Source organism: Vibrio navarrensis (genome assembly GCF_015767675.1).
Classification (GTDB): Bacteria; Pseudomonadota; Gammaproteobacteria; order Enterobacterales; family Vibrionaceae; genus Vibrio.
In genome coordinates this window covers 1,618,666-1,632,026 of the sequence record NZ_CP065217.1, presented here as the reverse complement: position 1 = coordinate 1,632,026, position 13,361 = coordinate 1,618,666, and the positions used below count along the sequence as shown (strand labels likewise).

9 protein-coding genes are annotated in these 13,361 nt (G+C 46.5%); 3 read left to right on the top strand and 6 right to left on the bottom strand.

The genetic code is table 11. The features are described 5' to 3' along the window. Positions 1 to 154 precede the first annotated feature (154 nt). From I3X05_RS07450 to I3X05_RS07425, 6 genes are all read right to left on the bottom strand, one after another. Positions 155 to 373, bottom strand: coding sequence for a DUF2835 domain-containing protein (locus I3X05_RS07450; RefSeq protein ID WP_081946422.1), 219 nt, complete (start codon positions 371 to 373; stop codon positions 155 to 157). A 49-nt stretch (positions 374 to 422) separates the two neighbouring features. Further along, entirely contained in the window at positions 423 to 3,029 is a 2,607-nt protein-coding gene (pepN, locus tag I3X05_RS07445; protein ID WP_193166668.1) for an aminopeptidase N, read from the bottom strand. A gap of 248 nt (positions 3,030 to 3,277) precedes the next feature. Then, positions 3,278 to 3,913: a hypothetical protein gene (locus tag I3X05_RS07440; RefSeq protein ID WP_082069671.1), complete on the bottom strand. Its 636-nt coding sequence runs from the start codon at positions 3,911 to 3,913 to the stop codon at positions 3,278 to 3,280. 240 nt (positions 3,914 to 4,153) lie between these two features. Next, positions 4,154 to 6,157 (bottom strand): carboxy terminal-processing peptidase, encoded by a 2,004-nt coding sequence (gene prc, locus I3X05_RS07435; RefSeq protein WP_045570355.1) that lies wholly within the window; start codon positions 6,155 to 6,157, stop codon positions 4,154 to 4,156. 17 nt (positions 6,158 to 6,174) lie between these two features. After that, a complete protein-coding gene (gene proQ, locus I3X05_RS07430) occupies positions 6,175 to 6,801 on the bottom strand; it encodes an RNA chaperone ProQ (RefSeq protein WP_045570356.1) in 627 nt (208 codons plus the stop codon). A 99-nt stretch (positions 6,802 to 6,900) separates the two neighbouring features. Continuing rightward, complete coding sequence (locus I3X05_RS07425; RefSeq protein WP_193157430.1) at positions 6,901 to 7,374, bottom strand: GAF domain-containing protein; 474 nt, start codon at positions 7,372 to 7,374, stop codon at positions 6,901 to 6,903. Positions 7,375 to 7,505: 131 nt separating this feature from the next. On the opposite strand from I3X05_RS07425, the gene I3X05_RS07420 reads away from it, so the two are divergent. The 3 genes from I3X05_RS07420 to I3X05_RS07410 are packed head-to-tail and all read left to right on the top strand — an operon-like array spanning position 7,506 to position 13,257. After that, a complete protein-coding gene (locus I3X05_RS07420; RefSeq protein WP_193166667.1) occupies positions 7,506 to 9,302 on the top strand; it encodes an ABC transporter ATP-binding protein in 1,797 nt (598 codons plus the stop codon). A gap of 45 nt (positions 9,303 to 9,347) precedes the next feature. Continuing rightward, positions 9,348 to 10,619, top strand: coding sequence for a paraquat-inducible protein A (locus I3X05_RS07415; protein WP_045570359.1), 1,272 nt, complete (start codon positions 9,348 to 9,350; stop codon positions 10,617 to 10,619). Next, a complete protein-coding gene (locus I3X05_RS07410) occupies positions 10,603 to 13,257 on the top strand; it encodes an MlaD family protein (protein ID WP_193157426.1) in 2,655 nt (884 codons plus the stop codon). The genes I3X05_RS07415 and I3X05_RS07410 overlap by 17 nt, the downstream gene beginning before the upstream one ends. The last annotated feature ends 104 nt before the right edge of the window (positions 13,258 to 13,361 follow it).

The window sequence follows — 13,361 nt, the reverse complement described above, 5'->3', positions numbered from 1 at the left end:
CGGCTTAAAAGACCTAATAACTAAGCATAGGTAATGCATGTGCTTATTGTAAAAGCATTATTGAAATTTAGTTAATAGAATTAACGAACTTGGCAGGTGAAATGTTTGAGAATGTGATTGAGATTCCTGTTTAACTCGCTGTTAAACGGAGGAGTTACAGAGTTTCTAACTTTATAAACTTGTTATTTTGGTCAGTTGTTAGTCGGAACCGCCCTCTAAGCCCCAATTGGCTAAGAAACGGCCTAAAGCGCGTGGCAGGTAGCTGTATCCGAAGCCCATTATCTGTAACAACTTGCACCGAGCTCGCCGCACCCGAATAGTGAGCGAGGAAGGTCTGATAGCTGATATTTAAGCTGAAGTAGTATTGATTCATCGTTTGCAAAAAGCAGCTGACGCGAGGCCAGCTGCATATGATTTAACCTTTAACTTTCTAGCGCTTTGCTCACTTTTTCAAACAGATCTTTCGCTAGATTATCCATTACTTTGAGTGATTCTAACTCAGCACGCATCAGTGCTTTACGCTCATCATCGTACTTGGCCAATTTCAGCAACGGGTCGATCAGTCGAGACGCAACCTGCGGGTTGGTGCTGTTGAGCTCGCGTAGAATTTCTCCCGCGAAACGGTAGCCGCTACCCGATTTATCATGGAAATGAACAGGGTTGAGATTCAAGAAAGAGCCCACCAAACTGCGAGTACGGTTGGGGTTTTTCAGGCTAAATGCTTCATGCTGCATTGTCTGCTTAACCACCTCAAGGGCATTGTCAGCGGGGTTGCAACCTTGAATCATGAACCACTTATCCATCACCAGACCATCGTGTTTCCACTTGTCACTGTAGTCTTGCATCAAAGCTTCACGACAAGGCAGTTGAGCGTTGTTGGCTGCGGTCATTGCTGCAATGGTGTCGGTCATATTGTTTGCTTGGTAATAATGCTTTTCAACCAGCTCATTACCACCAGTGATTCGCGCTAGATAGCCAAGACAGATATTACGTAGCGCGCGTTTTCCAATCGCAGCATGATCGATACTGTACTGCGCTTGTTTCAAGCTGTGATACACCGCACTGAGCTCTTCTTGCAGTTGATCAGCGAAGATCGCTCGCATACCTTCTAAGGTTTTTGCAATCGCATCAACATCAACGAGCTTATACCAACCAGAAACTTCGTTATGCTGCGGCAACGATAACACTTCAGCGATAAACGCAGCTTCAAGATCAGCACTGATCAGTACGCCGCGGAATGCATCCACGACTTCTGCCGCCACTTCCACTTCATCACCTTGCTGCACACGTTGCACGTTGGCGCGAATGTATTTCGCCAACAACATTTGGCTAGCATCCCAACGAGCGAACTCGTTACGCGCATGTGTCATCAGGAACATCAGTTCTTCGTCAGAATAGTTGTACTCCAGTTTCACTGGTGCAGAGAACTCTCTCAGCAGCGAAGGCACTGGACATTCGGAGACATTTTCAAACACAAAGGTTTGTTTCTCCGCTTTAACATCGAGCACGTTAGAGACAGATTTGCCTTCTACGATAAGCGGAATGACACTGCCATCAGCCGCATACAGCTCAATATCAAATGGGATATGCAGAGCGTGCTTTTCTGCTTGGTCTTGCGTTGGCTCAGTGAACTGCTCAACCGTCAGCGCATAAGTCTGCGCTCCGGCATCATATTGGCTGCTCACCCGCACGGTCGGTGTACCAGACTGGCTATACCAAAGACGGAACTGAGTCAGGTCAACACCCGTTGCATCTTCCATCGCTGAAACGAAGTCTTCACACGTCGCGGCCGTGCCATCGTGACGCTCAAAGTAAAGTTTCATCCCTTTTTGGAAGCCTTCTTCCCCAAGCAATGTGTGATACATGCGAATCACTTCACTGCCCTTTTCGTATACGGTCAGGGTGTAGAAGTTATTCATTTCAATCACTTTATCCGGACGGATCGGATGTGACATGGGGCTGGCATCTTCAGCAAACTGCGGTCCGCGGATCACGCGCACATTCTGGATACGATTAACCGCTCTTGAACCAAGATCTGACGAGAATTCTTGATCACGGAAAACCGTCAAACCTTCTTTCAAACTCAACTGGAACCAATCACGGCAAGTGACACGGTTCCCCGTCCAGTTGTGGAAATACTCATGACCAATGACCGCTTCAATACCAAGATAGTCGCTATCTGTCGCCGTCTGAGAGTTAGCCAGAACAAACTTCGAGTTAAAGATGTTGAGACCTTTGTTCTCCATCGCTCCCATGTTGAAGAAATCCACTGCGACTATCATGTAGATATCGAGATCGTACTCTAGGTCAAATCGCTCTTCATCCCACTTCATTGAGTTGATGAGCGACGTCATCGCATGTGGAGCTCGGTCGAGATTGCCTTTGTCAACAAAAATTTCCAGATCAACTTTGCGGCCTGATTTCGTGGTATAGATGTCACGCAACACATCGAAGTCACCTGCAACCAGAGCGAATAGATAAGCTGGCTTTGGATGAGGGTCTTGCCATTGTACCCAGTGACGTCCACCTTCGAGCTCACCTTGAGCCACACGGTTACCGTTACTCAGCAGGTAAGGATAAGTTGTTTTGTCTGCGATGACTTTGGTGGTGTAACGAGCCAGCACATCTGGACGGTCCAGATAGTAAGTGATGCGACGGAAACCTTCGGCTTCACATTGAGTACAGAATGCGCCGCCTGATTTGTATAGACCTTCCAAGGCGGTGTTCGCCTCAGGATCAATCTCTGTCACAATAGTCAGCTCAAACTCGGTCGGAAGCTGCGATAGAACCAGTGAAGCCTCTTTCACTTCATAGGCCGACCAAGCTTCACCGTTAACACTGACAGAACAAAGTTTCAGCGCTTCACCGTCCAATTCAACGACATTGCTCTCGCCCAACTGCTTCACTTGCGAAACGGCCGTTACCAGAGTGTTGTTATCGTAAAGATCAAAAGTCAGATCAATATCGGTAATGGAATGTGATGGTGGCGTATAATCTTCGCGATATTTAGCCTGTGGGGTCTGAGACATATCTATAAATCCTTGTACAGTGAATCAAAACGTACCTGCTACCTTGTACGACATGCTCATCTTTGTATCGATAAGCGACGTGTTAATGCATCTGTGAGTTCAATTATCTGGCAGGTACCGAAAAATTACCCAAGTAAGATGCGGTTGACGAACGAATAAAACAAGTCTCACAACAAAAAAAGAGAGAACTTTATAAAAATCCTCTCTTATCCACACTTTGCACTGTTTACTCTTGGTTCAATTCACATTCAACGAACCCGATCCAGCACCGCTAACATCTCACCGCTTTCTTCTGCCAGAGTCAGCTTATCTCTTTCCAGCGTATAAGTCGTATTATGCTCACCGTTCTCATACAACAAAACCAAGTGATTGCCCTCGGTATAATAGACGCCTTGCGTGACGGACTCACTACCTCCTTCAGAGGTAACGCGAAACATAAAGACAAAATCGGGTTGCAACACCAGATCCACTCGGTTGATTTGATTGGCAATCATCCCTTCACCGGAAAGATGAGCGCTCGACCAAATACCAGCCAGTGCATTGGGCAATCCTTTAGTAAATCTCACCCCATTAAGATTGAGCATGTGATGGTTGCTTTCATACTGGTACACTTGAGGTTGACCTGAATTCAGCCCGAGAATAATCGTGTCTTCGTTGGCCGCGTACATCCCTTGCCAATGATCGACACTGTAGTCCCGTTTCTGGATGTCAATTTGGAACTGGTAATCTGAACCTAGCGACAGTTTGATCGCTCGGAAATCTTCTCGGCCAGACTCAGGATCGGGATTGACCAAATACCAATCACCCAGCAAGAGTGGTGTATCAAAATAGGTTAAATCAGAAGGGGCTTCGCCCGCTTCATTCGCCTGTGTGACAGGAAACATGATAACAGCAAGGAAAAGTAGGAAATGTCTCATCGTTTTATCTCCGGACCTTTTCTTACAGCTTAGATCTGGAGATAAAATAATGCGAAATTTTTAGATCCAAATCACATTATTACGCGATAAAAAATAACAAAACGCGCGCTTAATGGTGCATTTATCAAGATGAAATAGCTCTAATTCAGGAAGGTTTTTACACATGGAATCATGAAGAAGCGAGCCTAGTTAGGCTCGCTTGAAGGTTTAAGATTTCGCCATCTTAAGCATGTCGACCATAATCGAGACCGATTCATCTAAGTAGGCATCGGGATATTCGTAGTCTTTTGGTACATCATCAAGATTGTCAAAAGGCTTTTTCCCTTCGAGAAGCTGACGCTGATTAATGCGATCAAGTCGAGTTTTTTCAGCACTTTCAGATTCTTGCTTACGTACTTTTTCGTTTAAGGACAACTTATTGTCATTTTTTTCCGCTTTGTACGTGGCAATATCTTCAGCGATGAATTTAAACTCAAGCTGGTTGGCAACTCTCGCGTCGTGCTTTAACTTTAATGCGTTGACCAACTCAGCATTACGCTGTAACACGGCATAGTCTGCTTTCTCAATGCTATCCCAAGGCAATGCATTATCTTCAACGCTCTCTCCTGTCTCTTCAGGGTCAACCGCGGTTGGATAGGCGATATCTGGCACAACCCCTTTATTTTGCGTACTCCCGCCGTCGATACGATAGAACTTTTGGATCGTATACTGAACATAGCCGAGCTCTTTGTCGAACAAATCATAAATATGATTCAAAGAGCGATGTTGTTGTACCGTCCCTTTGCCAAACGAGTTTTCACCCAGAATAATGGCTCTACCGTAATCTTGCAGCGCAGCAGCAAAAATTTCCGATGCGGATGCACTGTAGCGATTGACCAGCACCGTCATTGGGCCAGCGTAGCTGATTTCTCCGTCGGTATCCGCATTAACTTTCACTCGGCCGTAGCTGTCACGAACTTGCACTACTGGGCCTTTCTCAATGAAAAGACCCGTCAATGCCGTCGCCTCTGTAAGCGCTCCACCACCGTTATTTCGCAAATCAACAATGATGCCGTCGACGCCTTGAGACTTAAGGTCAGTTAACAGCTTGTCGGTATCTTTAGACAGACCAACATAAAAACTCGGCACTTCCAGAACACCGATTTTTTTGCCGTCTTTTTCAATTGTCTTCGCTTTTACCGCTCTGTCTTCCAGGCGAATCTTATCTCGAACAATTGTGACCACGTAACTCTTTGCATCGTTACCATCAGGCAAAACGTGCAGATTCACTTTCGTTCCTTTCGGACCTTTGATCAACTGCACAACGTCATCGAGACGCCAGCCAATGATATCGACAATCTCTTCGCCATCTTGGCCAACACCTATGATTCGGTCACCTTCGCCAAGCTGTTTACTCTTTGAAGCGGGACCACCAGCGACGAGTGAACGGATGACCGTATAATCGTCGGTCATTTGCAGCACGGCACCGATCCCTTCCAGTGACAGATTCATTTCCGATTGGAATTGTTCTGCGTTACGCGGTGACAAATAACTGGTGTGCGGATCGACTTCACGAGCAAACGCATTCATGTACAACTGGAAAACGTCTTCGTTACGCGTCTGCGTGATGCGTTTCATCGCGTTGTTGTAACGTTTTTCCAAAACGTCTTTGATCTCTGGCCACTCTTTACCGGTTAATTTCAGGTTAAGCGCATCGTATTTAACGCGTTTTCGCCAAAGTTCATCGAGTTCCGCTTTATCTTTTGGCCAAGCAGACTTCGCTCGATCCAGTTCAATAAAGTCATCGTTATCAAATGTGATTTCCTTGTCTAACAGCTTGAGTGCAAAAGAAAAACGCTCAAAACGCTTTTTCATTGACAAGTTGTAGACGTCAAAGGCTATCTGATTTTCGCCAGCTTTAAGCTGATCATCAAGCTGCGTTGACCAAGTGGAGAAGGCATCAATATCGGCTTGAGTGAAAATGTTCTTGTTGTAATCGAGCAACTCAACATAGCGGGTAAAAATCGCTTTAGAGAAGTCATCGTTCAGGTTGAAATGTTTATAGTGAGAGCGCGTGAATCGGGAAGTCACTCGCTTGCTCGCGGTTTCATGCTGAATTTCAGGAGCAAGAACAGGAAGATCTTTGATGGATAATTTGGCTTCAAGAGCCTGAGCTGATGCTGCCAGCCAGAGGCCAGCAGCGATCAGGGTCAATTTTGAACGGCATTTCATGCGTAGGAGTGTCTCCTTTATGCGCGCAAGTGCTCCGCTTTGACAACCATTTGTAGGCCGTTAGCTAGTTGAACACGCACATCATCCTTGTTGATTTCTACGATTGTCGCAGCCATGTTGCCCTTGCCCATATTGACGTTTACTAACTTACCGACAATATATTCATCTGCATTCAGCGCACGTGTCTCTACCGGCTTTTCTGCTGGTTTCTGAGCTTGTGGCTTGTTGGCACGACGTTGTTGTGGTGCTTTTTTTGCCTTAGGCTTATCAGCCTTGCTTTCTTCACGAGCTTTTTGCGCTTGTTCTTTGCGACGAGCTTGAACTTTCGCTTTGCTTTCTGCCAGAGTGGCTTTTGCGTGTTCTACATGTTCTTCTTCCAGCACACCACATGCATTACCATCAAGGTCAACACGTGTTGCGCCCGCTTTAACGCCATGTAAATAGCGCCAAGATGAAGTGTACTGTCTTAACGCTGCACGAAGCTGAGTTTTGCTCACTTTCTCATCGTCGCTCAGACGATCTGCAAGATCTTGAAAAATACCGATTTTAAGTGGCTTTGCTTCACCTTCTAGAGTAAAGCAATTAGGGAAACATTCAGCAATATATGCAATAACTTCTTTGCTGTTTTTTAACTTTTCAGTCATGAGTTGTCCTGGTTAGAGCGGCCTGTCCGCGAGCATTAAGATAAAAATATCCTCGTATTATAGTGACCTGCGAACGAAAAACCACTCTCGTTACCGAATTTATGCTTTGTTCGCGTGGGAATTAAGCAGCTTTTCTACTTCCGCCATAAAAAATGTGAGCCCAGCTTCATCTGTTTCGCTGAATCGGCCCACACTTGGGCTATCAATATCAAGAACGCCAGCCACCGTGCCATTAATAGAAAATGGCAGTACGATCTCCGAATTGCTCGCTGCATCACACGCAATGTGCCCTTCAAACTGGTGCACATCATGGACACGCTGCACGGTGTTGGTTGCCGCAGCTGTGCCACAAACACCTTTACCCATAGGAATACGTACACAAGCTGGTTTGCCTTGGAACGGCCCTAGAACCAGTTGGTCTTCTTTATAGAGATAAAAACCAACCCAGTTAAGGTCTTCAAGCTCCATAGAAAGTAACGCACTGATATTTGAAAGGTTGGCGATCAAATCGTGTTCTGATTCGATCAAGGCCACAGCTTGCTTAGTCAAGGTTTGGTATTGTTCAATAGTCATATCAACTTCCGATTTTACTGCAAACGCACAGCATGATTACGCGATGCGGGTGTTTCTGAATTTACTTGGGATTCCCATCGAGAACGGCTAGAATGCGCGCTCAAACATAAATAGGATTTATTCTCATTATAATGATTTCCTCAACTGACACTATTAGCCGTTCCTGGTTGATAACACAAGTAAAAAAACATAAGTCAAAGCTTCTGTTTGCCAATTTCATTGCTGTGATCGCCACTTTGCTTAGCGTTCCTATCCCTCTTTTGATGCCGTTAATGGTCGATGAAGTACTCATGAACCAACCTGGTAAAGGTTTGGAATTGATGAATGGGGTGTTACCTCAAGCTTGGCAAACTCCGATTGGCTATATCTTCTTTACCCTGTTTTTGGTGGTGTTGATGCGGGCATTGAGCCAAGCGTTCAACATCCTCCAAAGTCGTCAATTTACTCTGGTTTCGAAAACCATCACCTACCTGATGCGGGCCAAAATGATCGACAAGCTTGGACGGATCAGCATTCGACAGTACGAGACAAGGGGCAGCGGCGGAATCAATGCTCATTTGATCACTGACATCGAAACCATTGATCAGTTCATCGGCAGCACGCTGGCAAAATTTGTCATCAGCCTGCTAACGGTCATCGGCACGGCGGTCGTCTTACTCTGGCTGGAGTGGCGACTAGGGCTGTTTATTTTGCTGGTAAATCCGATTGTTATCTATTTCTCCCGCAAGCTTGGAGGCAAGGTCAAGCATCTTAAGCGGCATGAGAACCAAGCGTTCGAACAGTTCCAAAGCCGCTTGGTGGAAACTCTCGATGGCATTTACCAGTTACGGGCGGCCAACAAAGAACGTGAATTTTTGCAAGAGTTGAAACAGCAAGCCGATCAGGTGCGCATCAATGCCGACAAGTATGCTTGGCAGTCGGAAGCCGCTGGACGTGTCTCCTTCCTGCTATTTTTGATCGGTTTCGAACTCTTTCGCGCCGTCGCAATGTTAATGGTGCTGTTTAGTGATTTAACCATTGGCCAGATTTTTGCCGTGTTTGGCTATCTGTGGTTTATGTTGACCCCTGTTCAGGAATTGCTCAGCATTCAGTTTTCTTGGTATAGCGCCAAGGCTGCACTTACCCGTATCAACGCTCTCCTTGAACTGGAAGAAGAACATAGGCCGATTTCGAAAGTAAATCCTTTCTTAAACGAAGGCGAAGTGGAAGTAAAAGTAGAGCAGGTAAATTTTGCTTACAATAGCGATAATCAGGTGCTCAACAATCTGTCTTTAACTATTCCCGCTGGAAAAAAAGTGGCTTTAGTCGGCGCAAGTGGTGGTGGAAAATCAACCTTGATCCAACTTTTGATCGGGGTCTATCAAGCCAGTAGTGGTCGGATTCTGTACAACGGAGAAACCACTGACGACATTGGATTTGAGATTATCCGCGATCAGATAGCTGTTGTTTTACAACAACCTATACTATTTAATGACAGCTTACGGCATAATCTCACCTTAGGTGGTACATACGAAGAGAATGCACTGTGGCATGCGCTCGAAGTTGCTCAGCTGCAAGATGTCATCGCCCAGCTTACTGATGGACTTGAAACGCAAGTTGGACGCAACGGTATTCGATTGTCCGGCGGCCAGCGCCAGCGCCTAGCCATTGCTCGCATGGTGCTGAGCAATCCTAAGTTTGTTATTCTGGATGAGGCGACCTCTGCGCTCGATACCGCAACGGAAGCTGCGCTGCATAAAGCGTTGAATGAATTTCTTAGAGGACGTACCACACTGATTGTTGCCCACCGGCTATCAGCAGTGAAACAAGCGGATATCATCTATGTTTTGGAAGATGGACAGGTTACGCAATCAGGCACCCATTTGGAGCTGGTTGAACAAGACGGGTTATATCAAACACTCTACGGCAGTGTGCAATCTCACGCCTGATACTTTTTTATTGACGCGTTTATCTTCCCACACTGAGAGGTCACTATGACCTCTCAATCTCCAGACTCGGCAGCTCAGCATCGCACGGAAATTACGCAAGTACGCCTATGTCAGGGGTGTGAGCTGCCTGTCGATGTGATTTCGGTTGCTTCCGGCAAAAGCGCCTATTGCCCTCGCTGTGGCACGCAGCTTTACCGCGGTGGTCGACCGAGCCTCTCGGGTAATTTGGCGATTGCCATCACCTGCTTGATGCTGTTTATTCCTTCACACTTTTTTGACTTTATTAGTATCCGTCTTTTCGGTGTGATGATCCCTGCCACGCTCCCCTCTGGAGTGTGGGCGCTGATGGGTGAAGGATACGTTGCGCTGTCACTTTTAATTTTCTTTTGTAGTTCTCTTGCCCCATTTCTGGTGTGCAATGCTGTGGTACTTGCGCATCTTGCCCTAAAACGAGGCTGGTTTCATCTGCTCAAATATTCGCTTACTACCGTACAAACATTAAAGCATTGGATGATGCTGGATGTTTTTCTCGTCAGCATCGCCGTCTCCTGCTTTAAGCTGCAAGACTATTCGGATATTTTTGTTGGTCCGGGGCTTATTGGGCTGTTACTACTACAGCTTTTTAGCGTGCTACTCATCACCCGCGTCAGTGTGCGGCGTTATTGGGAAACTTGGCATGCTGAGCACCATTACCAATTAGAGGAAAAGCACGTCCACTGTCACAGCTGTCATATGTCTCAACCCGAAGCCGAGCGCTGTATTCGTTGTGACAGTCCGCTGCATCATCGGAAACCTTATTCTTTGCAAAAGACTTGGGCATTTTTAATTGCCGCAACGATTGCTATTTTTCCTGCAAACTTGATCCCGATTTCGATTCTGATCACCAACGGGCAAAGATTGCAAGACACCATTTTCTCCGGTGTCGCCTCGCTGATTAAAAATGGCATGCATGGCATTGCTGCCATCATATTCATCGCCAGTATTGTTGTGCCCGTGGCCAAGATTCTCGGCTTGGCTTATATCCTGATTTGCATTCACATTAAGCGATCTGTGTATCATCGACAGCGAATGATCATTTACTTTGTGGTGAAGTGGATTGGAAAATGGTCAGTATTGGACCTGTTTGTTATCTCAATTATGATGACCTTAGTGGATCGAGGTCGGATTTTAGATTTTACCCCCGGATATGGTGCGGTCGCGTTTGGTTTAGTGGTCGTTTTTACCATGTTGGCCGCAGAGAGTATCGACCCTCGTCTGATTTGGGACGATTACTCGCAAGCAAAAAAAGATGAGTCTGTGCATGAACACACCTACTAGTTCACAAAATTCTTACACCCCTGACGTGCGTAAAAACCGCGGGATTTCTCCCCTGTGGATTCTACCAATTCTGACCATGTTATTAGCTGGCTGGCTCGTTACCAAAGCGATTCATGATGCTGGTCAACGTGTGCAGATCTATTTCTCCGATGCACAAGGACTCATTGCAGGTCGCACCACGATTCGTTATCAAGGCCTCGAAGTCGGCATGGTGCGAGATATTAATCTTGCTGAAGATCTTTCGAATATCTACGTCGATGCGGACATCTATCCAGAAGCGACCAAACTGCTCAATCAAAACACCCGTTTTTGGTTGGTTAAACCCACCGCAAGCCTTTCCGGCATTTCTGGGTTGGATGCTTTGGTCTCCGGCAACTACATTGCGATCCAACCAGGTGAATCCAGCGAAGCAGAAACTGTTTTTCACGCGTTAGAGAAAGCGCCAACCGACCTTTTGGCCAATCAAGGGCTAACTCTGAAACTCAAAGCCAAAGATCTGGGTGGCGTCTCAATCGGTTCAAAGATTTTCTATAAAAAGATACCAATTGGTGAAGTGTACAGCTATCAACTAGATGAAGATGGCAAGTCGGTTACCATCCACGCCAGCATTAACGATGAGTATCGACATATCATTAACGACCAAAGCCGTTTTTGGAACGTTAGTGGTATTGGAGCGAGTATCGGTTTTGAAGGTGTGGATGTGCGCTTGGAAAATATGACCGCTCTGCTCGGCGGTGCGATTGCGGTCGATTCCCCCGACGATGGTGAACCCGTGGAGGAGAATAGCGAATTTCGTCTTTACCGAGATCTGAAAACCGCTGGGCGAGGCATTTCTGTCACCATTACGTTACCGGACGACCATAATGTGAGTCCAAACGGTGCGCCAATTATGTATCGCGGAATTGAAGTCGGACAAATCACCGACCTATCGCTTTCAGAAGGGCGCGAAGTGATTGTCGCATCCGCGGCGATTCAACCCGCGTTCAATGATCTGCTCAACAGTGGCAGTAAGTTTATCCTTGAAGAGGCAAAAGTCTCGCTCTCAGGTGTTGAAAATATTGGTAACTTAGTGCGCGGCAATTTTCTCACTTTGATACCCGGCGATGGAGAACGAACTCGCCGTTTCAATGCCATTCGTAAAACCGAATACAATCAAGAGCAAGCTAAGTCGATTGCCATCCGGCTGTTATCAGACAACTCGTTTGGCTTAGATGTCGGGGCGAATCTGCTCTACAAAGGGATTGTTGTCGGCTCGGTGATCAAAGTTGGGCTTCTTGACGAAGGCTTAGGGCGTAAGCCGCATGAAGTTTACTTTGACGTACTGATTGACAACCAATATGCCCATTTGATTCGCTCGCAAAACCGCTTTTTTGTCACTGGAAGTGCCAGTGCAGAACTGACCGAGTCAGGCTTGAATATTTCCGTTCCACCCGCAAAACAGCTTTTAACTGGATCGATAAGCTTTGTGAGCGAGGGCAAGGAGAGAATTAGCCCTTCGTATCAATTGTATCAAAGCCGCTCGCTGGCCGAACTGGCAAAGTACAATCAGAGTGGTTCTCAAACTCTAACGCTGTTTTCCGCTGAATTGCCGCCGATTTCCAAAGGTAGCCCCCTGCTCTATCGCAATCTTCCCGTCGGAAGCGTCTCTGACTTTCAGCTTGCTGAAGGCGGTGTGACGGTCGAGGTCAGCATTGAAAATCGCTACAAACATTTGATTACCGACCAAACCGTATTTTGGAATCGCTCTGGAGTAGAAATCGAAGCCAGCCTTGCTGGTGTTGCAATCAAAGCCTCTCCCTTAAAAACCTTAATCCAAGGCGGGATCGCTTTTGATTCCATTCCCGGCATAGAAAACAAAATTGCCGAGAAGTGGAAACTCTACCCAAATCAAAATGAAGCTCGTACATTCGGCCGTATCATTTCGCTCACCACTAATGGTCAACAAACCGTCAGCAAAGGCATGCCCATTCAGTACCAAGGAGTCAAAGTGGGTGAAATTACTCTTGTCGTGCCCGATTTTAAAAGCGGCACGGTGAGCGCCTCAGCGCGCATCTACCCTGAGTATGTCAGTCATATTGCCGTTCAAGGCAGTCATTTCTGGCTAGCACAACCCTCTTTAGGTATTAGTGGCATAGATAATTTTGATGCGCTTCTGGCGAAATATATCCATGTCCTGCCAGGCCATGGTCAAGGCCAACACCGTTTCAACCTAGAAAGCGATGCCCCCAATTCTCGCGGAGTCGTTTTCACCGTACAAAGTGAACAACGCGGCTCTATAAAAGTTGGCACGCCAATCCTTTACCGCCAGATGGAAATCGGCCAAGTGGCCTCCGTTGAACTTGGAGAGTTTGCGGATCGCGTGATTTCCACCATCAAAATTGACGCGCAATACGCGTATTTGGTGCGACAAAACAGCGTCTTCTGGAATGCATCCGGAGTCGATGTGTCTATTGGCTTGTCAGGGGCCAGCATCAAGGCAGGAACCTTAGACAGCGTCGTGCGTGGTGGTATCGCATTTGCCACCCCACAACAAAAGCAGCTCGCGCCCCCAGCCAAAAGTGGTCAGTCATTTTTCCTCAATGACAAACCGGAAGAGGATTGGCTCAATTGGCGAACGCCGATACCTAAACCTGAATAACTTGAGTCTTAATCTCTTTCAAATGCAGCCAAATGGCTGCATTTTTCTTATTTTGTCGCTGAACTAATTCGTTTATCATGCCAAGCAAATTTAGCCCTTGGACC